This window comes from Streptomyces sp. NBC_01450 (assembly GCF_036227505.1).
In the GTDB taxonomy this organism is placed as follows: Bacteria; Actinomycetota; Actinomycetes; order Streptomycetales; family Streptomycetaceae; genus Streptomyces.
In genome coordinates, this window is sequence record NZ_CP109480.1 from 4,618,437 (window position 1) to 4,644,056 (window position 25,620).

At 70.3% G+C, this 25,620-nt stretch carries 21 protein-coding genes; 6 read left to right on the plus strand and 15 right to left on the minus strand.

The features are described 5' to 3' along the window. Positions 1 to 112: 112 nt before the first annotated feature. Positions 113 to 1,003 carry a helix-turn-helix domain-containing protein gene (locus OG568_RS20530; protein WP_329532641.1) on the plus strand — a complete coding sequence of 297 codons (891 nt, stop codon included), beginning with the start codon at positions 113 to 115 and terminating at the stop codon, positions 1,001 to 1,003. A 77-nt stretch (positions 1,004 to 1,080) separates the two neighbouring features. Here OG568_RS20530 and OG568_RS20535 read toward each other — a convergent pair whose 3' ends face one another. The 5 genes from OG568_RS20535 to OG568_RS20555 all read right to left on the minus strand — a co-directional run bounded on the left by OG568_RS20535 (position 1,081) and on the right by OG568_RS20555 (position 6,374). After that, the gene (locus OG568_RS20535; protein WP_329532642.1) at positions 1,081 to 1,851 is read right to left on the minus strand and encodes a group II truncated hemoglobin; all 771 of its coding nucleotides are present in this window, start codon (positions 1,849 to 1,851) and stop codon (positions 1,081 to 1,083) included. A gap of 98 nt (positions 1,852 to 1,949) precedes the next feature. Next, positions 1,950 to 2,786, minus strand: a complete 837-nt coding sequence (locus OG568_RS20540; protein WP_329532643.1) for a carbohydrate ABC transporter permease — start codon at positions 2,784 to 2,786, stop codon at positions 1,950 to 1,952. A 15-nt stretch (positions 2,787 to 2,801) separates the two neighbouring features. Further along, positions 2,802 to 3,797 carry a carbohydrate ABC transporter permease gene (locus OG568_RS20545; RefSeq protein WP_329532644.1) on the minus strand — a complete coding sequence of 332 codons (996 nt, stop codon included), beginning with the start codon at positions 3,795 to 3,797 and terminating at the stop codon, positions 2,802 to 2,804. Positions 3,798 to 3,862: 65 nt separating this feature from the next. Beyond that, positions 3,863 to 5,209 carry an ABC transporter substrate-binding protein gene (locus OG568_RS20550; protein ID WP_329532645.1) on the minus strand — a complete coding sequence of 449 codons (1,347 nt, stop codon included), beginning with the start codon at positions 5,207 to 5,209 and terminating at the stop codon, positions 3,863 to 3,865. Positions 5,210 to 5,354: 145 nt separating this feature from the next. Continuing rightward, positions 5,355 to 6,374: a LacI family DNA-binding transcriptional regulator gene (locus tag OG568_RS20555; protein WP_329532646.1), complete on the minus strand. Its 1,020-nt coding sequence runs from the start codon at positions 6,372 to 6,374 to the stop codon at positions 5,355 to 5,357. A 180-nt stretch (positions 6,375 to 6,554) separates the two neighbouring features. Between OG568_RS20555 and OG568_RS20560 the strand changes: the two genes are divergently transcribed. Next, on the plus strand, positions 6,555 to 7,904 hold the full coding sequence (locus OG568_RS20560; RefSeq protein WP_329532647.1) for a mucin-1: 1,350 nt from the start codon (positions 6,555 to 6,557) through the stop codon (positions 7,902 to 7,904). Positions 7,905 to 7,915: 11 nt separating this feature from the next. Continuing rightward, positions 7,916 to 9,121 (plus strand): glycoside hydrolase family 1 protein, encoded by a 1,206-nt coding sequence (locus OG568_RS20565; RefSeq protein WP_329532648.1) that lies wholly within the window; start codon positions 7,916 to 7,918, stop codon positions 9,119 to 9,121. 118 nt (positions 9,122 to 9,239) lie between these two features. On the opposite strand, the gene OG568_RS20570 is transcribed toward OG568_RS20565, so the two are convergent. The 5 genes from OG568_RS20570 to OG568_RS20590 all read right to left on the minus strand — a co-directional run bounded on the left by OG568_RS20570 (position 9,240) and on the right by OG568_RS20590 (position 17,163). After that, positions 9,240 to 12,482 carry a S8 family peptidase gene (locus tag OG568_RS20570; protein WP_329532649.1) on the minus strand — a complete coding sequence of 1,081 codons (3,243 nt, stop codon included), beginning with the start codon at positions 12,480 to 12,482 and terminating at the stop codon, positions 9,240 to 9,242. Between the two features lie 263 nt (positions 12,483 to 12,745). Beyond that, entirely contained in the window at positions 12,746 to 13,429 is a 684-nt protein-coding gene (locus tag OG568_RS20575; protein WP_266436608.1) for an ABC transporter ATP-binding protein, read from the minus strand. A gap of 86 nt (positions 13,430 to 13,515) precedes the next feature. Continuing rightward, positions 13,516 to 14,991 carry an ABC transporter permease gene (locus OG568_RS20580; RefSeq protein ID WP_266585242.1) on the minus strand — a complete coding sequence of 492 codons (1,476 nt, stop codon included), beginning with the start codon at positions 14,989 to 14,991 and terminating at the stop codon, positions 13,516 to 13,518. A gap of 291 nt (positions 14,992 to 15,282) precedes the next feature. Continuing rightward, on the minus strand, positions 15,283 to 16,533 hold the full coding sequence (locus tag OG568_RS20585; protein WP_329532650.1) for a L,D-transpeptidase: 1,251 nt from the start codon (positions 16,531 to 16,533) through the stop codon (positions 15,283 to 15,285). A 282-nt stretch (positions 16,534 to 16,815) separates the two neighbouring features. After that, entirely contained in the window at positions 16,816 to 17,163 is a 348-nt protein-coding gene (locus OG568_RS20590; protein ID WP_329532651.1) for a hypothetical protein, read from the minus strand. A 110-nt stretch (positions 17,164 to 17,273) separates the two neighbouring features. On the opposite strand from OG568_RS20590, the gene OG568_RS20595 reads away from it, so the two are divergent. Together OG568_RS20595 and OG568_RS20600 are read left to right on the plus strand one after the other, a co-directional pair. Next, the gene (locus OG568_RS20595; protein WP_329532652.1) at positions 17,274 to 17,654 is read left to right on the plus strand and encodes a hypothetical protein; all 381 of its coding nucleotides are present in this window, start codon (positions 17,274 to 17,276) and stop codon (positions 17,652 to 17,654) included. Positions 17,655 to 17,690: 36 nt separating this feature from the next. After that, the gene (locus OG568_RS20600) at positions 17,691 to 18,428 is read left to right on the plus strand and encodes a DUF2625 family protein (RefSeq protein WP_266585234.1); all 738 of its coding nucleotides are present in this window, start codon (positions 17,691 to 17,693) and stop codon (positions 18,426 to 18,428) included. Between the two features lie 125 nt (positions 18,429 to 18,553). Here the strand turns inward: OG568_RS20600 and OG568_RS20605 are convergent, their stop codons facing one another. The 5 genes from OG568_RS20605 to OG568_RS20625 form a co-directional block, all read right to left on the minus strand. After that, a complete protein-coding gene (locus OG568_RS20605) occupies positions 18,554 to 20,206 on the minus strand; it encodes a DEAD/DEAH box helicase (RefSeq protein WP_329532653.1) in 1,653 nt (550 codons plus the stop codon). A 135-nt stretch (positions 20,207 to 20,341) separates the two neighbouring features. Beyond that, on the minus strand, positions 20,342 to 20,545 hold the full coding sequence (locus OG568_RS20610; RefSeq protein ID WP_028803001.1) for a cold-shock protein: 204 nt from the start codon (positions 20,543 to 20,545) through the stop codon (positions 20,342 to 20,344). A gap of 220 nt (positions 20,546 to 20,765) precedes the next feature. Then, positions 20,766 to 22,304, minus strand: coding sequence for a histidine ammonia-lyase (gene hutH / locus OG568_RS20615; protein ID WP_266591384.1), 1,539 nt, complete (start codon positions 22,302 to 22,304; stop codon positions 20,766 to 20,768). A 99-nt stretch (positions 22,305 to 22,403) separates the two neighbouring features. Then, complete coding sequence (locus tag OG568_RS20620; protein WP_329532654.1) at positions 22,404 to 23,558, minus strand: GGDEF domain-containing protein; 1,155 nt, start codon at positions 23,556 to 23,558, stop codon at positions 22,404 to 22,406. Between the two features lie 101 nt (positions 23,559 to 23,659). Then, positions 23,660 to 24,466 (minus strand): enoyl-CoA hydratase/isomerase family protein, encoded by an 807-nt coding sequence (locus OG568_RS20625; protein WP_329532655.1) that lies wholly within the window; start codon positions 24,464 to 24,466, stop codon positions 23,660 to 23,662. A 225-nt stretch (positions 24,467 to 24,691) separates the two neighbouring features. On the opposite strand from OG568_RS20625, the gene OG568_RS20630 reads away from it, so the two are divergent. Next, complete coding sequence (locus tag OG568_RS20630; protein WP_329532656.1) at positions 24,692 to 25,615, plus strand: hypothetical protein; 924 nt, start codon at positions 24,692 to 24,694, stop codon at positions 25,613 to 25,615. Positions 25,616 to 25,620: the final 5 nt, after the last annotated feature.

Here is a 25,620-nt window from a genome sequence, read left to right on the forward strand (position 1 = left end):
ACAGCCTGCCTCACGGCGGAGCCTTCACCCAGGTCACGGCTTTGCGTACGTCCGCTGGTCCTACTACTGGCGGGGTCAGGTTCACCGGCGTACGACCGTGAATACTGGACGTATGGACGAACAGCCCTCCCCGCCCCTGGACCGGCGTGCCGAGCTCAGCGAGTTTCTGCGCACCCGCCGGGCCCGGCTGAAGCCGGAGGACGTGGGACTGCCCGACTTCGGCCGGCACCGCCGGGTGCCGGGGCTGCGGCGCGAGGAGCTGGCACAGCTGGCCGGGGTGTCCGTGGCGTACTACACCCGCCTGGAACAGGGCAACGGACGGAACGTGTCGGCGGAGGTACTCGACGCGATCGCCCGCGCCCTGCGGCTGACGGATGCCGAGCACGCGCATCTCACCCACCTCGCGAAGCCCAAGGCGCACAAGAAGAAGCAGCCGGCGCGGCCGCAGCAGGTACGGGGCGCGCTGCGGCAGCTGCTGGACTCGATGGACGGCATCCCCGCGTACGTCGGCGGGCGGCGTACGGACATCCTGGCGTGGAACCGGATGGCGGCGGCCGTGTTCGGTGACTGGTCGGAGCTGGCGCCGCAGGAGCGGAACTGGGCGCGGCTGGTGTTCCTGAAGCCCGAATACCACGATCTGTTCGTGGACTGGGAGCAGAAGGCGATCGACATCGTCTGCCTGCTGCGCATGGACGCGGGCTGCCACCCCGACGATCCGCGACTCTCGTCCCTGGTCGGCGAGCTCTCGGTGAAGAGCGAGGACTTCCGGCGGCTGTGGGCCACGCACGACGTCAAGGAGAAGAGCCACGGGGTGAAGCGGCTGCGGCATCCGCTGGTGGGCGATCTCTCACTCCAGTACGAGTCGTTCCGGCTGCCGGACGACGGTGAGCAGGGGCTGGTCACGTATCACGCGGAGCCGGGGTCCGCCTCGGCGGAGGCGCTGCGGTTGCTGGCCAGCTGGGGCACGGACGCGACCCGCGCGGGCGCGAGCACGCCCCAGTAGCCCCGGCTCAGACCGGGGCTCCGCCCCGGATCCCCGGCCGGCGTCTTCAGCCCGTCCGGCGTTTGAGGGCGAGCCTTTCAGGCGTGGTAGGGCGGGGTCGCTCCCCACGTCCACTTCGGTACCGGTTGGTCCCCCGGAGGGGTCGCGTCGGGGGCGGAGAAGTGGACGGCCAGCCGCGTCCCCCACTCCGCGTACGCGAGGAACGCGGAGCGGAACTCGGCGTCCGTGGGCAGGCCCGCGTCGTCCGCCGCGTCCTGGAGCAGGTTGACCCACCGGCGGCGCTGCACCTCGGTGATGTTCTTGCCAAGATGCATGGCGACCATGTGCCCGTGTCCGCCCTGGCTCTCCGAGTAGGCGGGCGGGCCGCCGAAGACCTCGCCGAGCCAGAGGGCGACATGCATCGCGTGTTCGGGGGCCAGACCCTCGAACACCGGTGCGAGGACGTCGTCCTTGACGACCTTGGCGTAGAACGCATCGGTGAGGCGCGTGAAGGCCTCGGCGCCCCCGGCCCAGGCGTAGATCGTGGGGACCGACGCACCCGTGCCCCGTACCGTCGTCGGCGTGTAGTGGCGCATCTCCTGGATGTAGGGGATGTAGGGCTGGACCTCGGCGTAGAAGCCGGCGAACAGCTCCGACTTCCGGAAGCCCTGGACGTGGTCCTCGGTCGAGGTCCAGGTGATGCGCAGGACGAAGTGCTCGAAGTCCTCCTCGCAGCGCGCCAGCTCGTAGTCCACACAACTGGGCGCCGCGGCGAGCTGGGCCGCGGCCCGGGTGTAGGCGGCCAGGAACTCCGCGGACTTCTCCGCGGGAATGCGGTAGCGGACGTACTCGACAGTCGATTCGGTCATAGCTCCCACACAAACACGGAGGGCCTGTCGGAAGCTCTCCTTCCGACGGGTCGCTACGCCGTGTCACCACTCCTGCGCTCGCAGGGTCGGGTGCGAAGTCAGCCCTTGACCGCGGAGCTGGCGACTCCCTGGACGAACCAGCGCTGGAAGAACGCGAAGACCACGAGGACGGGCAGGACCAGGAGTACGCCGAAGGCGAGGATCTGGCCCCAGTCGGGGGGCAGCTGGCCCTGGAAGACGCTCATCTCCAGGGGGAGAGGGCGCACCGACGGATCCGAGACCATCAGCACCGGCCACAGGAACGAGCCCCACTGGGTGAGGAAGGTCAGGATCGCGACGGAGGCGAAGGCCGGCTTGCTCATCGGGACGATGATGGCGAAGAAGGTGCGCCAGGGGCCGGCGCCGTCGAGGCGGGCGGCTTCCTCGATGCTGGGCGGGATCGAGCGGAAGAAGGTGTGGAACTGGTAGATCGAGAAGGCGTTGGCGATGAAGGGGATCGCCTGGATGAAGAGGGTGTTGCGCTGGCCGTTGAACATGTAGAAGAGCGGGACGGCCACGGACTCGAAGGGGACCAGCATCAGGAGCAGGACGAGGGTGAAGACGGCTTCCCTGCCGCGCCACTTCAGCCGTGACAGACCGTACGCCGCCATGGAGTTGACGAACAGGCCGCCCGTGACGACCACGAAGGCCAGCAGCAGCGAGATGCCCATGAAGCGCCAGAAGTAGCCGGTGCTGTCGGAGTTGAGACTGTCCAGGACGGCGGAGTAGTTGTCGAAGGACAGGTGGGTGGGCAGGAAGCCGGACAGGCCGTTCAGGACTTCGTCGGAGGGCTTGAGGCTGCCCATGAGCAGGTAGAGAACGGGCAGGACGAAGATGAACGCCAGGACGCCGAGTACGGCGTAGTCGAGGAAGCGGCGCAGCGGCGTGCGGGTCATGTGTCAGGCCCCGTTTCAGGTGTTCTCGGGCCGGACGACGCGGCGCTGGATGAGGGTCAGGACGACGACGATCAGGAAGAAGACGACGGTGATCGCGGATGCCTGGCCGATGTTGTTCTGGTCGAAGGCGGTGGTGACGGCCTGGTACATCACGGTGCGGGTGGCGTCCTCGTCGAGTCCGCCGCCGCGGATGAGGACGTAGACCTGGTCGAAGACGCGGAAGGAAAGCACCGAGGTGAGCATCACGACGAAGACGAGGGTGTCGCGGATGCCGGGCAGGGTGACGTGGCGGAACTGCTGCCAGCGGGTGGCGCAGTCGAGTTCGGCGGCCTCGTAGAGCTCGGTGGGGATCTGCTGGAGCCCGGCGAGGAGGATGACCATCTGGAAGCCGACGCCCTGCCAGACGGACAGCACGATGATCGAGGCCATGGCGGTGGCGCCGTCGCCGAGCCAGTCGAAGGCGCCCCAATGGCCGAAGCTCACCGCGTGCAGCGTCGAGTTGAGCAGGCCCTGGTCGCTGCGGCTGAGGATCAGCCGCCAGATCACGGCGACCAGCGCCATGGGGAAGACGACCGGCATGAAGAAGAAGGACCGGAACAGGCCGATGGCCTTGAGCTTGCGGTTGAGCAGGATCGCCAGTGCCAGCGCGAGGCCGGTCTGCAGCGGTACGACGACCACGGCGAAGGTCAGGTTGTTGAGCAGGGCCCGCAGGAACGGGCCGGACAGGTCCGGGTCGGTGAACAGGCGCCGGTACTGCTCCAGGCCGAAGAACGACGGCGCCAGCGGGGAGCCGAGCCGCACGTTGTAGAAGGAGAGGACGACGGCGTAGCCGAACGGCACGCCCACGAAGGCGATGAGGCCGGCGACGGCGGGGGTGGACATCAGCAGTCCGTGCACCCAGTCGCGGTTCTTTCGCACCGTTCGCGCCGGCCTCGCGGGCTTCACAGGTGTCACGGGCGGGGCCTGCTCCGGGTCGGGGGACGCGGCGTGCGCGGGTTCGACGGATTTCACGGGTGGGTCCTGTTCCCGGCCGGGGGCGGGCGTCGCTTGCGTGCGCCCGCCCCTGCCGATGGGTCCTACGGGATCTTGTAGCCGGCGTTGTCGGAGAAGTCCTGGTCGATGGCGCGGGCGGCCTTGGCCAGGGCGCTCTTGGGGTCGGCTCCGCCGTAGATCGAGTTCAGGGCTTCGCTGAACTTCGAGGTGACGACGGGGTATCCGGCGGTCACCGGGCGGGTGACCGCGACGCAGGACTTGGTGATGTCACTGTCGCCGCAGGGCTTGGCGAGCTGGTCGGCGAAGAGCTGGAGCGGGCCGCCCTGCTTGTACAGGGGGCTCGCGGCGAGCGCGGTCTTGGTGGCGGGCACGGCGCCGTTGGCCGTCGTCATCGCGGTGACGTTGGTGTCGCCCAGGAGGTAGTCCATGAACGCTCCCGCCGCCTTGGCGTTCTTCGAGTCGGCGCCGACACCCCAGGACCAGGAGCCCTGACCGGTCTTGGGGCCGTTGCCGAAGTCGGGCAGCGGCAGCACGACGAGGTCGTCGCCGAGGGCCTTGCTGTAGGTGGGGTACATCCAGTGGCCCACCCAGCTCAGGGCGACGCGGCCCTTGGCGAAGGCGTTGCCGTCCGTGTTGGGGTCGACGGACGTCTTCCAGGACTGGAAGGTCTTCATGGCCGAGACCACAGCGGGGCTGTCGAGGGCACCCTCCGCCTTGCCGTCCTTGATGAGGGAACCGCCGGCCGACCACACGATCGGGGCGAAGCCATAGGTGCCCCACTCGTTGGCGTAGCCGCCGCTCTCCTGGAGGTCGAGGGTCTTGCCGTCGGAGTCCTTGGCCTTGAGCGCCTTGAGCGCGGCGGTGAACTGCGCCGCCGTCCAGTCGTCGGACAGGCTCGTCGGGTACTTCACCCCGGCCGCGTCCAGCAGCTTCTTGTTGCCGTAGATGCCGAGCCCGGAGTCGTACATGCCCAGCCCGTAGTGCTTGCCGTTGATCTCGCCCTGCGCCTTGCTCGCGTCGGTGGCGTTGGCCAGGGTCTTGGCGGAGACGTACGAGTCGATCGGGGCGAGCTTCTTGTTGTAGACGAAGTTCGCCATGGTCGGGCCGTCGAACTCCATCACGTCCGGCAGCTTGGAGGCGTCCGTGGCGGTGATGGTCTTGGTGTAGTCGCTCTCGGGAATCAGCTTCAGCTCGACCTTGATCTCGCTCTGCGAGGAGTTGAACGACTTCACCGCGTCCTGCAGCGCGGCGGCCTCGCTCTTCTGGCCCTGGTGCGCCCAGACGCTGATGGTGCCCTTGCCGCTGCCCTCCTCGGCGGAGGCGTTGCCGCTGCCGCTGCCTCCGCCGCAGGCGGCCAGCGCCGCCAGGGGGAGGGCGAGGGCCAGCCCCGTCGAGGCCGTGCGGCGGAACCTTCTGGTGGTCGAGCTCATGGACTGTGCCTCCGTGCTGTGGCGAGGTTTCGAAGTGCGGAAGTGCTTTCGGGGCGTGGGGGTGTGGGGCTCACGGCCTTGCGACTCAAGGGCTTGCGGCTCAAGGGCTCGGGGCTGAATGGCTTGCGGCTCAAGGGTTCGGGGGTCACTGTGGTCCGCGCGGGCTCGGCGGGGCGGTGGTCTCGCGCAGGACGAGGCGGATGGGCATCTGCACATGTCCCGGCGGTTCGGCGGCCGGCTCGTCCAGCTGCCGCAGCAGCAGCCGGGCGGCCTCGGTGCCCTGGCCGGTGACCGGCTGGGCGATGGTGGTCAGCCCGACCACGTCGGCGAGTTCGTGGTCGTCGAAGCCGATGACGGACACGTCGTCGGGCACCTTCAGCCGGTGGCGGCGCAGGGCGCGCAGCGCGCCCATCGCCATCTCGTCGGACTGCGCGAACACCGCGGTCGGCGGGCGCGCGGCGGCCAGCAGCTCGGTCATGGCCCGCTCACCGCCCTCGACGGTGTAGTCGCCGTCCGCCTCCAGGGCCGGGTCGTGCTCTATTCCGGCCTCGGCCAGGACGTCCAGATACGCCTGACGCCGCTCGACGGGGGTGGTCCAGTGCAGCGGCCCGCTGGCCCCCGCGATCATGCCGATCCGGCGGTGGCCGAGGTTGACCAGGTGCCGTACGGCGCTCTCCGCGCCGATCCGGTCGTCGATGCCGACCACGGTGAACCCGGGCCGGGCACCGCCGACGGTGCTGGCCAGCGGCACCCCCAGCGAGCGCAGCGCGGCGGACTCCTCCTCGTCGGGGATCAGCAGCGACAGCACGGCGTCCACCCGCTTGCGGACCGGCAGCTTGGTGAAGAAACGCTTGCGCGTCTCCGGCGAGCCCAGGTTGTAGAGCAGGACGTCGTACCCGGCGGCGCTGAACACCTTCTCGGCGGCGTCCAGCACGGTGCCGAAGAACCAACGGCCCACGTACGGGACGACGACCCCGATGGTGAAGGTGCGGCCGCTGGCCAGGCTGGATGCCGAACGCGACGCGGTGTAGCCGAGCCGGCCGGCGACGGCCGTGATCTGTGCCCGCACCTCGTCGGACACGCCCGGCTGACCGCGCAGGGCGCGGGACACGGTGGACGCCGAGACTCCGGCGGCGCGGGCGACATCGGTGATGCTGACCGTCACAGCGCATTTCTCCCGTCGGTTTCACATCGATGTGATCTGTGGGTGACGTGACCGTAAACCCGCCTTCGTTGTTGCGCAAGCGTTTGCGTTCATATTTACTTGGGCCGATTCCCAAGAGATCTCGTTGTGATCCATGATCAGCGCACGCGTTTGGGCGCTGTGAGCCGACAGGAACTGTGCATGCGATACGCCCCGCCCGGCCTCTGTGTGAACGACTTCGCCCTCCTGCGCGACGAGGACGGCACGTACGCGGTGCTGCACCTGCAAGGCCCCTGGACACCGGAGTTCGACCATCTGCGGATGGAGACCTCCTACGGCCGGGCCACCTCCACCGACCTGGTCCGCTGGCAGCCCCAGGGCAGCGCCTTCGGCAACGGCCTGCCCGGCCGCTTCGACCAGCAGGCGGTGTGGACCATGCACCCCTTCCGGCACGGCGCCGGAATGGCGATGTTCTACACCGGCGTCTCCGGCCTCACCCCGGGCGGCTGGCCGCTCCAGTCCGTCGGCCTCGCCCACTCCGACCGCACCGACGGCACCGGCTGGCGACGCCACGGGACCGGACCGGTCGTCGAGGCCGACCCGCGCTGGTACCGCACCGGCGAGCGCATGGGCTGGCGCGACCCCTTCGTCGTGCGCGACGACGCGTCGGACGGCTGGGTCATGGTCGTCTGTGCCAGCGACGCCTCGCTGCCGGTGGAGGTCAGCGGCTGCGTGGCGCTGGCCACTTCCGACGACCTGGAGCACTGGACGGTCCACCCGCCGCTCATCTCGCCCGGCGACGTCGACGAGTTGGAGTGCCCGGTCCTGGAACGCCTCGACGACGGGTCCTGGCTGCTGCTCGGCTCCATCGGCCAGACGCGCGGCTTCGAGGCGTGGACCGCCCCGAGTCTGCGGGGCCCCTGGACCCGGCGCGGCCCCCTCGGCCCGACCGGCTCCTACGCTCCTCGCGTCATCGCCGCGCCCGACGGCTCCCGCGTCGTGCTGCACACCACGCCCCGCCGGGTGGATCTCACCGACGCCGGGGAACGCTGCCGCGGGATGCTCGCCCAGCCCAAGTCCCTGGTCGTTGCCGACGGTTCGGCACCCCGCCTGGAGTGGTGGCCCGGTCTGAACGCCTGGCTCGGCGAGGAGACCGACCGCCCCGTCCTGAACGCGGTCGGCGCCATCGGCGTGTCAGGCCCCGTCGAGATCACCCTGCGCACCGAGGCCGCGGACGGCGACCGGCCCGCCCTCGTCGTCGGCTGCGACGGCAAGAACCTCTGGGTCACCGGCCCCGGTGGGGCCCGGCTCGGCGAGACCGCCCTGACCGAACCCGCCACCACGCTGCGCATCCTCACCATCGGCGAGTACGTCGAGGTCTACGCCGACGGCGTCTTCGCCCTGACGACCCTGTGCTACTCCGGCCACCCCGCCCCCTGGAGGGCCGTCACCGAGGGACACAGCCGCGCCGTCCCCGTCCGCCCGGTCCGGCTGCCCGACCCCCACCGGGACGACGCCTCGGCCGTCTGGCCCGGCCCGATGTCGAGCTGAAAGGCCCAGCTGTGAACAACCCTTCCTCCGGTCACCCCTTCCCCGACGGCTTCCTGTGGGGAGCCTCCAGCGCCGCCCACCAGATCGAGGGCAACAACGTCAACAGCGACTGGTGGCACCGGGAGCACGAGGCGGACAGCACCCTCCCGGAACCCAGCGGCGACGCCTGCGACAGCTACCACCGCTGGCGTGAGGACATGGACCTGCTCGCCGAACTGGGCTTCACCGACTACCGCTTCAGCATCGAGTGGGCCCGTATCGAACCCGCCCCCGGCCACTTCTCCAAGGCGGAGATCGCCCACTACCGCCGTATGGTCGAGGGCGCCCTCGACCGAGGTCTGCGCCCCATGGTCACCCTCCACCACTTCACCGTGCCGCGCTGGTTCGCCGAGCGGGGCGGCTGGACCGCCGAGGGCGCGATCGACCTGTTCGAACGCTACGTACGGGCGACCGCGCCGGTCATCGGCACCGGCGTACGCCACGTCCGCACCATCAACGAGCCCAACATGATCGCCCTCGCGGTCGCCTTCCGTGAACTGGGCACCGAGGTGGCACCCATCGCCGGCATCCCGCTCCTCGACAGGCCGACCACGGACGCGCTGATCCGGGCCCACCACAGGGCGCGGGCGGCGGTGAAGTCGATCTCCGCCGACATCCAGGTCGGCTGGTCGATCGCCAACCAGGTCTACCAGGCCCTCCCCGGAGCCGAAGCCGTCACCGCGGCCTACAGTCACCCCCGCGAAGACGTCTTCATCGAAGCCGCCCGGGGCGACGACTGGATCGGCGTCCAGTCCTACACCCGTACGAGGATCGGCGCGGACGGCCCGCTCCCCGCCCCCGACGGCGCCGAACGCACCCTCACCGGCTGGGAGTACTACCCCCAGGCCCTCGGGCACGCCCTGCGCCACACCGCCGGGATCGTCGGCGACGTCCCCCTCATCGTCACCGAGAACGGCATCGCCACCGACGACGACACCCGCCGCGTCGACTACACCACCGGAGCACTCCAGGAAGTCTCCGCCGCCCTGGAGGACGGCCTCGACGTACGCGGCTACCTCCACTGGAGCGCCCTCGACAACTACGAATGGGGCTCCTACAAGCCCACCTTCGGCCTCATCGCCGTCGACCCCGACACCTTCGAACGCACCCCCAGGCCGTCCGCCGCCTGGCTCGGCGGACTCGCCCGCACCCGCGTGCTGCCGCGCATCACGTCCTGACGAGCCGCAGCGACGCGGGTCCGCCACCAACAGGAACGGGCCCTTCGAGAGTGAACTCTCGAAGGGCCCGTTTCTGTTGCGATGCGCCGATACCGCGGCCTCGGCTACGTACTAGCGGTCACTTTCCGTAGTACGCGTTGTAGATCGAGACCGTCGACTTGTTGCCCTGCTTGTCGGCGATCTTCGCGTGGAAGGAGATGCCCTTCCCCTTCGCCGGGTTCTTGACGGTGATCTTGCCGTTCTTGACCTTGAGCAGCTTCCAGGTCTGGCCGTAGTCGTACGAGACGTACACGTACAGCGACTTGAGGTTCTTGCCCGCGGCCGAGCCCTGCACGGAGACCGGGATCGTGACCGTCTTGCCGGCCGCGACCCGGCTGTCGAGGCCGGTGGTGGCGTTGAAGCGGACCGTGGAGGTGGGCAGCTTCGCGAAGTCGGCCTTCTTGGACTTGAAGGTCCAGCTCACGTCGATCCGCGTGGAGGCCGCGGCGACCTTCACCGTGCGCTTGACCGAGCTCGTGAGCTTGTAGGTGGCCTCGGCGGCCGGGACCTTGAACTCCTTCAACCCGATGAGCGGGTCGTCGTTCGAGGCGACCTTCGCGCCGTTGCGGTACAGCGTCGTCGTCACCGAGGTGTACAGCGAGGAGCCCGGGTGACCGCTCCCGTCGGCGAACAGCGGCAGGTAACCCGCGATGCCGTTGCCGTCCCGGAAGACGCCGTAGTCCGCGTTGATCTTCGGGCCGAAGACGGCCGTGTTGAACGTCCTCGTGTAGCTCTTGCCCGCCTTGAGGATCTGCGGGTAGTCGTCCGTGTAGTAGGCCTCGCTGATCGGCATCCCGGTGGCGTCGACGCCGGCGTCCTGCTCGAAGTCGAACAACCACTGGATCTTCTCACCGGTCGACACGTACAGCGTGCGCGAGGACGGCAGCTTCTGGGTGACCCCGAGGCTCATGCTTTCGTCGTCGGGCAGGAAGCCGTACGCGGTGACCGCGCCCGTCTTGCCGGACGCCGCGGCCCCGAGGTTCGCCTTCACCTTGGCCAGCTCGCTCGCCTTGTAGTGCTTGACGTGCGCGCCCTGGAGCTTGGTCGTCTTGGTGCCGGTGAAGGTGTCGTACTCGGTGCCCGCGCCCTTGGTCCACTGTCCGGCCCAGCTCTGGAAGAGGCCGGAGGAGATCGCCGGGCCGACGTGTGCCACGCGCACGTCCTGGAAGGAGTCCAGGCCGATGCCGGTGCCGATGCCGGTGGCGTCGTCGAAGAAGTCGACGACTGCCGACAGCGGCTTCGCCCCCGCGTCCGGCACCGTGATGTCGGCGCCCTTGGCGGTACGGGCGTCGAGGGTCACCGTGGTGTTCTTGGTGACGCTCAGCCGGGGCTGGACCAGCCAGTCGACCCCGCCCTTCGCCTCGACCAGGTCCTTCACGAAGAGGGAGTTGAGCACGTACTTGCCCTTGGGGACGCGCAGGGTCGCGGTGTCGGCCGTGCTCTGCGACGTGTAGTCCCGGGCCTCGCCGAGGCCGGAGTAGCCCTCCAGGTCGGTGAGGTGCGTGGGCGTCTCACCGGCGCGGTTGAGGTACTTGAAGGTGACGTCGTACGACTCCACCTCGCGCTCGACCGCGACGGCCGTGCGCACGGCCTGGCCGCCGCCGCTCGCCGTCACGTACGCCGAGTACGCGCCGTCGAGGGTGCCGCCGAGCTTCGTGTTCGCGGTGACGTCGACGGAGGCCTTGCCGCCCGCCGGGACGGTGACCGTCTTGGCGCCGAGCGCGAAGAAGCCCGCCGGAGCCGCCTGGCCCTTGGGGTCGGTCGCGGAGATCGCCAGGGTCAAGGTGACGTCCGTCGTACCGAGGTTGCGGTACGTCAGCTGCTTGGTCGTCGCCGTGTCGTCGGTGTGCGGCCACTGCGCGATCCCGAAGCTCACCGACGACGGGTCGGCGATCACGGTCTGCTTGATCGCCTTGTCGACGGCGATCCGGCCCGAACCCTGCTGGAACGGCGTGTACTTGCCGCCCTTCGCGGAGCCCGTCAGCGCACCCTTGAGCTCGGTGTACGTCCAGTCCGGGTGTTCCTGCTTGAGGATCGCCGCGGCACCCGCGACATGCGGGGTCGCCATCGACGTACCGGAGATGGTCAGGTAGCCCGCGGGCTTCTCGCCGACCTCCTGGTCGATGAGACTGCCCGGAGCCGCCGCCGCCGTGATGTCCACGCCGGGCGCGGTGACGTCCGGCTTGATGCTGCCGTCGCCGACGCGCGGGCCGGTGCTGGAGAAGTCCGCCAGCTTGTCGTTGTCGTCGACGGCGCCGACCGTGAGCGCGGCGTCCGCGCTGCCGGGCGAGCCGATCGACTCGGGGCCCTCGTTGCCCGCCGCGATCGCGAAGAGGATGCCCTTCTCGGCCGAGAGCTTGTTGACCTCGGCCTCCAACGGGTCGACGTCGGGGGTGTCCTGGCCGCCCAGGCTCAGGTTCACGATGTCGGCGCCCTGCTCGGCCGCCCACTCCATGCCCGCGAGGATGCCCGAGTCGTCGCCGCTGCCGGTGTCGTCGAGGACCTTGCCGTTGAGGATCTTCGCGCCGGGCGCGACACCCTTGTACTTGCCGCCCGACTTGGCGCCGGTGCCCGCCGCGATGGACGCGACGTGCGTGCCGTGGCCGAAGTGGTCGGTGGCGTCGGCGGCGGCGGAGAAGTTCTTGGACTCGATCACCTGGGTCTTGAGGTCCGGGTGGCTCGCGTCGACACCGGTGTCCAGGACGGCGATCTTGACGCCCTTGCCGTCGTATCCGGCCGCCCACGCGGTGGGGGCGCCGATCTGCGGCACGGACTTGTCGAGGCTCGCCTTGCGGACGCCGTCCAGCCAGACGTGCGCGATGCCGGAGGCCGTCTTGCCTTCGTCGGTGACCGCGGACCACAGCTCGGCCGCGTCCCGCTGGGGCGTCTGCACCGCGTCCGCGTTCAGGGCCTTCAGGCTCCTGCGGAGCGTGCCGGCCTCACGGACGTCGGCCTTGGCGGCCGCCGCGGTTCCCCGGTAGCCGACGATCACCTTCAGGCCCCGCTGCTGGGACTTGCGGACCGCCGCCTTGTTGAGCTCGGTGACATCGAACAGCCGGCGGTCGAGCTTGCCGTCGGCTATCAGCGCCTGCGCGTCGGCCGGCACCACCAGGGTGTGGCCGTCGGCCTTGCGGATCTGCACGGGTACGTGCTCACGGCCCTTGGCCCGCTCGAAACCGACGACGCGCCCCTTGGCGTCGACGACCACCCGGTCACCGGTGATCAGGGTGATGCGGTGCTTGGCCGTGATCCCGGCGGCTTTCCCCGCCGCGGAGACACCCCCCGTGCGCTGCTCCGCCCGCGCCGACGCCGGGCTGGTCATTCCCGCCGCCAGCGCCACGGACGCCGCTACGGCGACGCTCGCAGCGCACGCTCTCTTCACTTGTCTGCGCAAGTCTCCCCCTGGAGATCAGGTCCGGACGAATCCCCGTTCATCCGGTCGGGGGAAGCCTCGTACGCATGCACGTACACCCCCCGGAATACGCAAGTATGCCCGGGGGGTGATCGCCCCCTCAATAGCGGGGTGAGGGTGAAGAGTTGACGGAGTTGTTCCGCTAAGCCCCCGCACGCTCCTTTTGTGCTTCTTTAAGCACCCGCGTTCTCCTTGACGGAGATCTTTCCCTTGCGGATCGTCGCGAGGCGCGGGGCCTTCTTCGCGATCGCGGAATCGTGCGTGACCATGATGAAAGTGAGCCCGTGCTCCTTCCACATGGTCTCCAGCACCTCCATGATCTCGTCGCGCATGGACTCGTCGAGGTTGCCGGTCGGCTCGTCGGCGAGCAGCACCTTCGGCTGCTTGACCAGGGCGCGGGCGATGGCGACACGCTGCTGCTGGCCACCGGAGAGCTCGGCGGGCAGATGCCCGAGCCGCTCGGCGAGCCCCACCGACTCCAGTGCGTCGGCGGCCCGTTGCCGCCGTTCCTTCACCTTCACACCGAGGGGTACGAGGGCGGTCTCCACGTTCTCCTGGGCGGTGAGCGTGGGAATCAGGTTGAAGCTCTGAAAGACGAATCCGATGTTCTCGCTGCGCACTTTGGTGAGCTTCGCCTCGGACAGTTTGGCCATGTCCGTGCCGTCGAGTTCGACGCTGCCCGCGGTGGGCCGGTCGAGACCGCCGAGCATCTGGAGGAGGGTGGACTTTCCGCCACCGGTGGGGCCCTGGATGACGAGCCGGTCGCCGTCCGCGATGGTCAGGTCGACACCGGCGAGCGCGTCGACCGTCTCCTTGCCCCGGGTATAGCGCTTGGTGACGCCTCTGAGTTCGTACATGGTGCAACTCCTGGATGAGGTGAAGGGGGTGCCCGGTACAGCGGGCGACAGCGGGCACCCCCCTTGAGGGGGCGGGGCCCAGGGGCCTATTCGACGCGGCGCAGGGCGTCCGCGGGGCGCAGCCGGGAGGCACGCCAGCCGCCGAAGGCGCCGGCGATCAGACCACCGGTGACGGCGAGGGCCACCGCGCCGGCGATGGTGCCGAGGCTGACGGGCGCGGTGAGCGTGACGTCGAGGGCCTTGGCCGCGGCCTGCCGGCCGGGACCGCCGAAGCCGCCACCGCCACCGAAGCCGCCACCGCCGCCCTGGCCTCCGCCGCCGCCCGAACCGCCCACCTGCGCCTGCAGGGTGGGGCTGATCTCGGTGACGATGTAGGCGCCCGCGAGGCCGATCGCGATACCGAGGGCGCCGCCGACCAGACCGTTGACCATGGCCTCACCGACGACCTGTCGGGTCACCCGGCCCGACTTCCAGCCGAGCGCCTTGAGGGTGCCGAACTCACGCACGCGCCGGGAGACGGCCGAGGAGGTGAGCAGACCGGCGACCAGGAACGCGGCCACGAGCACCGCGATGGACAGCCACTTGCCGACGTTGGAGGCGAGGCTGGAGGCGGTGGAGAGGGAGCCGGAGACGGTGGACGCGAGGTCGGCCGAGGTGGTGACCGTCGTCCCCGAGATGTTCTTCTGGATGGTGCTCTTCACGCTGGAGATCTGCTGCGAGTCCGACGCCTTGACGTAGATCGTGGTGACCTTGTCCTTGGAGCCGCTGAGCGTCTGCGCCTGCTTGAGCGGGATGTAGAGGTTGGCCGCCGCGTCACCGCTGTCGGGCGTGGCGATACCGATCACCTTGTACTTGACGCTCTTGACGGTGACGGTGGAGCCGACCTTGAGCTTCTGCTCCTTGGCGTACGAGACGTCGGCGACGACCACCTTGGCGTCGGTCTCGGACGTCTTGAACGTACGACCGCTGGTGATCTTCGAGGAGGTCAGCGGGCCGAGGTCGGGCTTGGTGACGTCGGTGCCGTACACCGAGTAGTTGTTGACGTCGAAGTTGGCGCCGCCACCCTCGACACGGCCCTGCGGGGACTGCTGGGCGTTCGGGCGCCCGCCGCCCTGGCCCGTGCCACCGCTCTGGTTCTGCTGGAACTGACCCCGTGTGAACTGGCCGTTGATCTTGATGACCTGGAGGCTCAGCCCGCCGACGGAGTCCGCGACGCCCTTCTGGGAGTCGACCTTGGTGACCGTGGAGGAGGCCAGGGTCTGGAAGCCCTGCACCATGACGCGGTCGCTGCTCTGCTCCTTGGTGGAGCCGTTGTCGTTCGCGTCGAAGTTGAAGCGCGGACGCTGGCTGGTGCTCGTCGCCGGCGCCGCCGCCTTGGTGACGGTCATGTCCGTACCCAGTCCGTACAGCGACTGGAGGACCTTGCCCTGCGCCTTCTCCATGCCGGACGACACGGAGCTGACCACGATGACCAGGGCGATGCCCAGGGCGAGTCCGGAGGCGACGACGAGCGCCGCCTTCCTGCGGCGGCGCAGTTCGCGCCTCAGGTAGGTGAAGAACATGGCGGAAAGCTAGGTACGGCGCGTGATGGAGGGATAAGCCCCGCATAAGAGAAGGATGAGAAGACTGTGGCGGCCCAGGAATTCACCTGTGGGCCGCCGAGGAATCCTGTGCACCCGCCAAGGCCGACGGCCCGCACCCCTGGCGGGGCGCGGGCCGTCGTACTGAGCAGCCGTCACGTTCGAACGAGCCGTCACGTTCGAACGACGAAGACCGCAACCATCAATTGAGGAACCACTACGGCGAGCAACCACGTCCGCGAAAGCGGCGACGGTTTAGCCGCAGAGGCGAGCCTAGGCGGCCGAGCCGGCCTTCCAGGCGGACCAGCTCAGGTTCCAGCCGTTGAGGCCGTTGTCCGGGGCGATGGTCTTGTCGCCGGTGTTCTTGACGACCACGACGTCACCGATCAGCGAGTGGTTGTAGAACCAGGCCGCGGGCGTGTTCGCGTCGCCCGCACCCTTGGTGTCCGACAGACCCACACAGCCGTGGCTGGTGTTCACCGCGCCGAAGATGGACTTCGCGCCCCAGTAGTTGCCGTGGATGAAGGTGCCGGAGTTCGACAGACGCATGGCGTGCGGCACGTCCTTGATGTCGTACTCGCCCTTGCCGTCGGAGTTCGTGAAGCCGACCGTCGAGCCGTTCATCCGGGTCTCCTTGAACTTCTCGGAGATCACCATCTGACCCTGGTACGTCTTGTGCTCCGGGGATCCCGAGGAGATCGGGATCGTCTTGATCGTCTTGCCGTCCTGGGTGACCTTCATGGTCTTGGTCTGGGCGTCGACGATCGAGACCTGGTTGCGGCCGATCTTGAAGGTGACCGTCTTCTGCTGCACGCCGTAGACACCGCTCGCGCCCTGGACGCCGTCCAGGTTGAGCTTGAGGGTGACGGTGGAGCCGCCGGTCCAGTAGTTCTCGGGACGGAAGTCGAGCCGGTTGGCATTGAACCAGTGGCCGACGACCTCCTGGCCGCTGCTGGAGGAGACGGTGATCCCCTTCTGCACGGCGGCCTTGTTCGTGATCGCCTTGTTGAAGTTGATCGAGACCGGCATGCCGACGCCGACCGTGGAGCCGTCCTCCGGCGTGAAGTTGCCTATGAAGCTGTTGGCCGGGGAGACCGTGGTGAACGAGGCGTTCTCGTGGGCGACGAGGCCCGCGGAGTCGGTGGCCTCGGCGGCGACCTTGTACGTGGTGGCGCGCTCGAGCTGGGCCGTGGGCTTCCAGCTCTTCTTGTCGGCGGATATCTGACCGGAGACGGGCGTGCCCGACTCGGTCGTCATGGTGACGGTCTGGAGCGTGCCCTTGCTCACGGTGACCGCCGCGGCGTTGTTGATGGAGGCGTTGTCGGAACCGTCCGCGGGCGTGATCTTGATCTGTGCCTGGGAGCTCTTCTTGGCCGCCGCCGCATCGGCCTGAGCCTGCGAGGTCTCGCCGTCCGAGGCACTGGCCTTGCTGCCGTCCCCACTGCTGCACGCAGAGAGCACCAGCACTCCGCCGAGCAGTGCGGACGCGGCCATCAGTCGCTTGCGCCGCTTACTGTCCGTCATCACACGCTTCTCCATCGTCGCCGAATCACCTGGAACCACATGAGCCCCGTAAAAACCCTTAACGCTACGACCGGTTCGTCCCGTTCCACATACTTCCGATATGTGGGTCACACCACGTCGATCCACAGCGTCAACCGAATCGAACGGAGCCGCCGGACCCCGATCGAGTGGTACCGACAGCCGGACCGGAATCACTGGTGCGGAGGTGGTCGGTGCGTCGTCAGAGACGACAGAACCCCGGGCGGCGGTTGCCACCCGGGGTCACGTTTTCCCCAAGAGGCGTCAGCCGACTCCGACTTCCTCGTCGTCATCCTCGTCGCCATCATCCTCGTCGAGGTCCCATTCCGGCGAATCGGGGTCGTAGTCGATCGGCTCACTGCTCCAGGAAGCCTGCGCGAGATCGACCCCGGGCACCTCGCTGACCAGGTCGAACGGATCGACGAGATAGGCGAGGGCCTCCGCAGTGTCTTCCGTCACTGCGTTCTCCGCATGGGCCCGCTCGTCGGCCGGCATGGCGGAGTCGTCCGCGATCCGACGCAGCGCGGCCTTGGAGACGGCGTTCGCGTCGTCGACTTCCAGTACCAGCTCCACGCGAAGCCGGACAAATCGTGATGTCTCAGGAGTACTCATGAGACGGAGCGTACGGCCCGTGGCTCTCGCGACTTTCCCACGACCCGCGCCTTTCATTAGCATCGGCCCACACGGCCAATTCGCCAGCGCCACAAGGGGATCGATATTACGTGTCCGCCGCTCGTCGCTCGTTGCTGACCGCCACCGCAGCGGGAACCCTTCTGGGGGCCCTGTGGTTCGTCCCGTCCGCCAACGCGACTCCGGAAAAGCCTGTTCAGGCCAGTGCCATATCGACGAACACCACGTCGAGAACCGCGGTGCAGGCCTCCACGGAGTCGAGCGACACCCAGTCGGGCGCCGCCGATTCGAGCGACGCCGGAGCGAACGACACGGGGGCCGCCGACACCGCGTCCAACGACAGCGGGACCCGGCTCGCCGACACCGGAAGCGTCAACACGACGCCGTACGTAGTCGGCGGAACCCTTTTCCTCGGCCTCGGCGCCGGCTTTGTGACCTACTCGGTGCGCCGGGAGCGCGCGGCGGCCTTCTGAGCGCGACGCTCCGGCCCGGAAACCCACGGGATACCCATGCGAGACCTGACCGAGCTGACTGATGTCGAGGAGCCCGCGTGGCCGCTCCTCTCCGAGGCGATCTCCAACAGCAGGGTGTCCATGGATGTGCTGCCGGTGGACCCGGCGCAGGCCCGTGGATCCCTGCTGCAGCTGCAACTCACCGCGCGCTCCTGGCTCGGCTCCTTCGTGCTCAACTGCGGCGGGGTGCTGCTGGACAGCGGCTGGTTGCGCATCTACGGCAGCCCCGACGACGACGCGCCTCCGGGGACGCCGAGCTTCGCCGAGGTCAACGACATCCCCGAGCGGTTCGACCCGGCGTGGCAGCCGGAGGCCGGGCTGGTCGTCGCCCATGACGTCCTCGGCGGGGTCTTCGTGGTCAACGGATCCGAACCCGCACGGGCGAACCGCCCCGGCGGTCCCGGCGAGGTGCTGTACTTCGCGCCGGACTCCCTGCGCTGGGACGCACTCGGCGTGGGCTACGGGCCTTGGCTCAGCTGGATGATGGACGGCGCCCCGGAGCAGTTCTACGACACCCTGCGCTGGCCCGGCTGGCGCGCCGAGACGGGGCCCCTGCCGGGCTCCCACGGGATCACCTTCGACCCGGTCCTGTGGACAGCCGCCAACCGCCGCGACCTGCCCGCGGCCCGCCGCCGCGCCGTCCACATGTCGGACCTCATGGACCTCCACCGGGGCACCGGCCTGGAGCTCGACAAGATCGACCCGGGCTTCCTGGGCAACTTCGACGACTACTGAGAAGTTCCCGGGTCCCTAGAGCGCGCCCCTAGAGTGCGCCCCTTGGGGCGCACTCTAGGGGCGCGGGGAACTGCGCGACCAGCCCCCACGGCCCGCAGCTGTGAACCGAGCCACAAGCGGAGCGGCTACGCCGCGCGCCGCCCGCCGCCCTGCCCGCCACGCTCCGTACGTCGCTGCTGCGGGGCACGCCCGCGACCGCCGGAGCGACCCGCACCCCCCGTACCGCCACCCGTGCCGCCACCCGTGCCACCGGCGGTACGCCGCGGCTGACGGCCCTGCGACTCCGAACCCGAACCCGAACCCGACCCCGAACCCGAACCCGTACCGGCAGGGCGCCTCGCCCCGCCTCCGACCCGCGGGCGCGACCGCTTCTTCGGCTGCTCGGCCGGCTGCGGCACCTCGATGACGACCGGGACGCCTGAGGGCTCCTGGGCGCCGGTGAGGCGGGCCAGTTCCTCGTCGCTGGATGTGATCCGCGCCGTACGCGGGGTGATGCCGGCGTCCGCCATCAGACGCGTCATCTCCCGCCGCTGCTCGGGCAGTACGAGGGTGACGACGCTGCCGGACTCACCGGCCCGGGCGGTGCGTCCGCCACGGTGCAGGTAGTCCTTGTGGTCGGTGGGCGGGTCGACGTTGACCACGAGGTCGAGGTCGTCGATGTGAATGCCGCGCGCCGCCACGTTGGTGGCGACGAGCGCCGTGACCTGGCCGTTCTTGAACTGGTCCAGGGTGCGGTTGCGCTGCGGCTGGCTGCGCCCGCCGTGCAGCGCGGACGCCCGGACACCGTTGGCGAGCAGCCGCTTGGTGAACCGGTCGGCGCCGCGCTTGGTGTCGACGAAGAGGATCACCCGGCCGTCGCGCGCCGCGATCCGCAGGGCGACGGCCTTCTTGTCGGTCTCGTCGGCGACGTGGAGCACATGGTGCTCCATGGTGGTCACCGCACCCGCCGAGGGGTCCACGGAGTGCACCACGGGGTCCGTGAGGAACATCTTCACGAGCCGGTCGATGTTCTTGTCGAGCGTGGCCGAGAAGAGCAGTCGCTGACCGCCGGGCTCGACCTGCTTGAGCAGCGCGGTGACCTGCGGCATGAAGCCCATGTCGGCCATCTGGTCGGCCTCGTCGAGGACGGTGATCGCGACCTGGTCGAGGACGCAGTCCCCGCGCTCGATGAGGTCCTTGAGCCGCCCGGGGGTGGCCACGAGCACCTCGGCGCCGCGGCGCAGCGTGCCGGCCTGCCGGCCGATCGACATCCCGCCGACGGCCGTGGCCACGCGCAGGTTGACGGCGGTGGCGTACGGCGTGAGCGCGTCGTCGACCTGCTGCGCGAGCTCGCGCGTGGGGACGAGGACGAGCGCGAGCGGCGCCCTGGACTCCGCCCGGCGGCCCGCCGTACGGGCCAGCAGGGCGAGTCCGAAGGCGAGCGTCTTGCCGGAGCCGGTGCGGCCGCGGCCCAGGACGTCACGTCCGGCGAGGGAGTTGGGCAGCGTCGCGCCCTGGATCGGGAAGGGCTCGGTGACGCCCTGCGCGGCAAGGGTCTTGGTGAGGGCCGCCGGCATGTCGAGCGCGTCGAAGGAGTCGACGGCGGGCAGCGCCGGGGTGATGGTCTCGGGCAGGGAGAACTCCTGCGGCGCCACGGCCTTGCGGGCCGGGCCCTTGCCACTGCCGCTGCCACTGCCACGGCCGCCGCCGCGGCCCGCGCCCTTCGCGAAGCCGCCGGCCTGGGCGCCACCACGTGCGTTTGCCGGCCGCTTACGGGCGGGACGTTCGGATCGAGTCATGCTGGATCTGGATTTCCTTCCTGGGCCCCACGGACTGCACGCACAGCGCTCGCTACTGACAAGCACTCACAGCACGAGCCGGGACCCGCACCCCGAAGGTGCGGGCCCCGGCTCTGGAAAAGCGCGTCCCCGAAATCAGGCGGGGATGATGTTCTCCGCCTGCAGGCCCTTCTGGCCCTGCGCGACGTCGAACGAGACCTTCTGGCCCTCCAGCAGCTCACGGAAGCCGGAGCTGGCGATGTTGGAGTAGTGGGCGAAGACGTCGGGGCCGCCGCCGTCCTGCTCGATGAAGCCGAAGCCCTTTTCCGAGTTGAACCACTTCACGGTGCCAGTAGCCATGTTGTTCTCCTGAACAGGTAGGGCCCCAATCCGGAGATGCACCGGGAAATGCCGGAGATGCCGGTAAAACAAAACGCGCCTGCGGAGGATTCCGATCAGGCGCACAAAGTAAATGGGTACCAAAAACGTATCAATGAGACAGTAGCACACTCAGGGGCGGGTGTGCGACGCGGTGCCGTGGGCCGGGGAGCACCCCCGGCCCACGTACGACACACGCAGGCTACGCGAGCGGACCCGTCACCGGCTCCACCGCCGCGACCACGTGACCGCCGCGCACGAACGCGTCCGCCGCCTCCAGGTCCGGGGCGAGGAAGCGGTCGGGGCCGGGGCCCTGGACGCCGGCCGCGCGGACGGCCTCGATGACCGCCTGCGAGGCGGGAGCCGGGGTGAGGCCCTCGCGCAGTTCGATCGCGCGGGTGGCCGCGTACAGCTCGATCGCGACGATACGGGTGAGGTTGTCCACGGCGGTGCGCAGCTTGCGCGCGGCCGACCAGCCCATGGAGACGTGGTCCTCCTGCATGGCGGAGGAGGGGATGGAGTCCGCGGACGCCGGTACGGCGAGGCGCTTCATCTCACTCACCAGCGCCGCCTGGGTGTACTGGGCGATCATCAGGCCCGAGTCGACGCCCGCGTCGTCCGCGAGGAACGGCGGCAGGCCGTGCGAGCGGTTCTTGTCGAGCAGCCGGTCGGTGCGGCGCTCGGCGATCGAACCGAGGTCGGCGGCGGCGATGGCGAGGAAGTCGAGGACGTAGGCCACCGGGGCGCCGTGGAAGTTGCCGTTCGACTCGACGCGGCCGTCGGACAGCACGACCGGGTTGTCCACGGCGGAGGCGAGCTCGCGCTCGGCGACCGTGCGGGCGTGCGCGAGGGTGTCGCGGCCGGCGCCCGCGACCTGCGGGGCGCAGCGCACGGAGTAGGCGTCCTGGACGCGCGGGGCGTCGCCCTGGTGGTGGCCGGTGAGCTCCGAGCCCTTCAGCACGGCCAGCATGTTGGCGGCGCTGGCGCTCTGTCCGGGGTGCGGGCGGATCGCGTGCAGCTCGGGGGCGAGCACCTTGTCCGTCCCGAGGAGGGCTTCGAGGGAGAGCGCGGCGGTGACGTCGGCCGACTTGTAGAGCGTCTCCAGGTCGGCGAGGGCCATGACCAGCATGCCGAGCATGCCGTCGGTGCCGTTGAGGAGGGCGAGGCCTTCCTTCTCGCGCAGTTCGACGGGGGTGATGCCGGCCTCGGCGAGCAACTCGCCCGCGGGCCGTACGACACCGTCGGGGCCCTCGGCGTCACCCTCGCCCATCAGCGTCAGCGCGCAGTGGGAGAGCGGGGCCAGGTCGCCGGAGCAGCCGAGCGAGCCGTACTCGTGGACGACCGGGGTGATCCGGGCGTTGAGGATGTCGGCCATGGTCTGGGCGACCTCGGGCCGCACACCGGTGTGCCCGGAGCAGACGGTCTTGAGCCGCAGGAACATCAGCGCGCGGACGACCTCGCGCTCCACGCGCGGGCCCATCCCTGCGGCGTGCGAGCGGACGATGTTGCGCTGCAGCTGGGCGCGCAGCTCCGGGCTGATGTGCCGGGTCGCGAGGGCGCCGAACCCGGTGGAGACGCCGTAGACCGGCTCCGGCTTGGCGGCCAGCGCGTCCACGATCTCGCGGGCCGCGGCGAGGGCCGCCACCGCCTCACCGGAGAGCTCGATCCGGGCGCCGTCGCGCGCCACGGCGAGTACGTCGGACGCGGTCACTCCGGACGTCCCCACCACCACAGTGTGCATATCCATATTCAGGAGCGTACGCAGTGAATTCGATGATGTCACTAGTGGGTGCCCGGTTGACCCCTTACTTCGGCCTACGTCACACACGCCCGCGAGAACTCAGGGACGGGGGTGCTCGTGCCGCCCCCGGAAGCGGCGGCGTTCGCCCCGCGTCGGGGAGGGCGCGTCGGCGAGGCGTACGACCGGGTCGTCCGGCCCCTCGCGCCCGGCGACGACGGGCTTCGCGGCCCGTACCGCCTTCGCGCGGTACTGGGCGGCGTCGGCCAGCCTGAAGAGCCGCCGCGCCGAGCGCACCGGACCGATCGGGTCCGCGGTCGAGGCGACCCCGCACGCGACCCCCTCCCCCAGCTCCAACTCGGCGGCGCGGCGGCACAGTTCGTCGGCGATGCGGACGACCTCGTCGGCCGGCGGCCCGACCGCGAGCAGACAGAACTCGTCACCGCCGAGGCGGGCGGCGAGGGTGCCCGGGAGCATCGCCCCGCACAGCGACAGCACCGACCCGAACCGTTCCAGGAGCCGGTCGCCGACGGCGTGCCCGCGGGTGTCGTTGACGTTCTTGAGTCCGTTGAGGTCACAGACGACGAGACTGACCGCGGCCCCTTCCTGCCGGTGCAGCTCGATGGCCTCGTCCAGGCGTACGTCGACGGCGCGGCGGTTGGCGAGCCCGGTGAGGGCGTCCGTGAACGCGAGACGCCGGGCCTCCTCCAGACGCTCGGTCTGGGCGATCCCGGCGGCGACCACGGAGGCCAGCACGGTCGCGAATTCCGCGTCGGCCCGGTCGAAGACGGGGGCCGCGGCCGGGCGGGCCACATACAGCTCGCCCCACGCCCGCCCGTGCAGCACGATCGGGGCGACGACGCAGCAGCCGCGGCCGCGCTTGCGCAGGGCCGCGACGCGCTGGTGGCAGTACCCGGCGGGACCGGCCGCCGGCCCGCCCGCGGTCTCCACCCAGGCGTTCGGGCCGCCGCCCCCGGCCCAGCGCTCGTGCAGGAACTCGGTGATCTCCGGGAACTGGTGCACGGGGTAGGCCTCCGCCTCCGGGAACTCCTCCTCGTCCGGCGCGCGTTCGCCCACGTTCGCCAGGACCCGCAGCCGGCCGAGCTCGCGCTCCCACACGGAGAGCGCGGCGAAGCTCCCGGCGAGCGCGTGGCAGGCGCCGAGCGCTGCGGCCCGCCAGGACTCGCGTGGGGTGTGCGCCGCCGCCATCCCCTGCGCCAGCTCCACCACGGCCCTCAGCCGTCTGTCCTCACCCATCACTCCAGGCTAGGGATATTCACGGCGATTCGGGACATTAGTAGGGCGAACAGGGGTCCGAGTGGCCGTACCGGCCGGAGGGCGCCGGGAAGCTCCGGGGACTACTCCCCCGGCCACTGCGGCTTGCGCTTCTCGTTGAAGGCGGCGACTCCCTCCGCGCGGTCCCCCGAGAAGGCGACGGACCGCCAGGCGGCGTCCTCCACCTCCAGGCCCGCGCGCAGGTCGAGCCCCTGCCCGAGGCGCAGCGCGCGCTTGGCGGCGCGCAGGCCGACGGGGGAGTTGGCGGCGATGCGGGCGGCGAGCGCGAAGGCTTCGGTACGGTCCCGGCCCGCGTCCACGAGTTCGTCGACGAGGCCCAACTCCCGTGCCTCGGCCGCCTCCAGCCGCCGCGCGGAGAAGATCAGCTCGGCCGCGCGGGCCGCCCCGACCCGCCGCGGCAGCAACTGCGTGCCGCCACCTCCGGGAATCACCCCGACCGACACCTCGGGCAGCCCGAGCACCGCCGTACGGTCGGCCACGATCAGGTCGCAGGACAGGGCGAGCTCGAAACCGCCGCCGAGCGCGAAGCCGTGCACGGCGGCGATCGTCGGCATCGGCAGCTCCAGGACGCCGGTGTACGCGGCCCGCGCGACGGGGCGCTGGCGGACCAGGTCGGCATCGCTGAAGGAGTTGCGCTCCTTCAGGTCGGCGCCGACACAGAAGGCGCGCTCGGCGGTGGAGGTCAGCACGACCACGCGCACGTCTCGCTCGCGGCCGAGTGCCTCGCAGGCGGCCGTGACGGAACGGGCCATGTCCGTGGACACGGCGTTCATGGCCTTCGGCCGGTCGAGGGCGAGCTCCGCGACGTGCTCGTGCCGCCGTACGACGACGAACTCCCCGAACCGCCGCTCGTCCCCTTGCTCCGCCATGACGCCCTCCCGGTGAACGGTTAACGCGGGTTAACTCCCGACGCCTCCGATCATCGCAGCCGCCCCCGCCCCGCGAAACCCGTACCCTCCCCTCCCCTCCCTTCACCCGCCGCTCCCCGTTCGAGTGACATCCCGCCCAACTCCCGCCCCACGCCCCCAAAACGCGCATAACCTGCGCACCGCCCGGCGCTTCGGGGGACGCAGGCACATCGGGGAGGGATGACCATGACGAACGGCACGACAACAGACGTGACGAAGGAGCCACCGGACACTCCGTGGACCCCGTACGCACTGCCCACGGCATGGCGCTCACCGGTCCCGGGTGCCGCGGCAACCCGCCGGACCATGCGTCCGGCGACCGCCAACCCGCTGATCGCCCGGCTGTCGGCCGACCGCCCCGCAGCGGGGCCCGCGGCACCCGGCGGCGCTCCGGCGGGCCGCATGCCGACCGCCGAGCCCCTGGTCGGCCGTCCACCGACCGGGGACGCGTCCACGGGCCCGGCGGCGGCTGACGGCGCGGTGACCCACCCCGTGGCGGTCGGTGGGGCCGGTGTGGAGGACGAGGCGGTCGGTCCGGGCTGGGGGCGGTCCGGACGGGGGCGGCACCGTAAGCCGCGGCCCCGGCGGGTGCTGTTCGCCGTGGGTGGGCTCGCGCTGGCCGCGGGGGCGTTGAGCCTGGCGCGGATGGCGCCGGAGTCGATGGTCGGCGGCGCGGCCGGGAACACGGAGGCCGAGCCGAGGCCCGGAGTCGCCACGGGCGAGGCGCTCGACGCCGCGCCGACCGTCTGGGCCACGCCCTCCACGCATCCCGCGTCCCAGGGCGCGACCCCCGCACAGGTCGCGGTGAGCGCGACCCCGGCCTCGGGTGTGAGCCCGGCGCCCACGGCACCGTCGACGGCCGCACCGTCATCGGCGGCGGCGATCCCGTCCGCCCGGGCGAGCGCCCCCGTGGAAAGCGTGCCGGACACGACCGGCATCCCGACCGCACCCGTCGCCGTACCGTCGCAGCCACGTACGCAACAGCCATCGGCCCCGAGCCCCACCACCCGCGCCCCGGCCCCGTCGCCCAGCCAGAGCGCGCCGGGTCTGTGCGTGCCGATCGTCGGTATCTGCGTGAACGATCTGGCGGGCCCCGCCGGAGGGCATTGACCCAC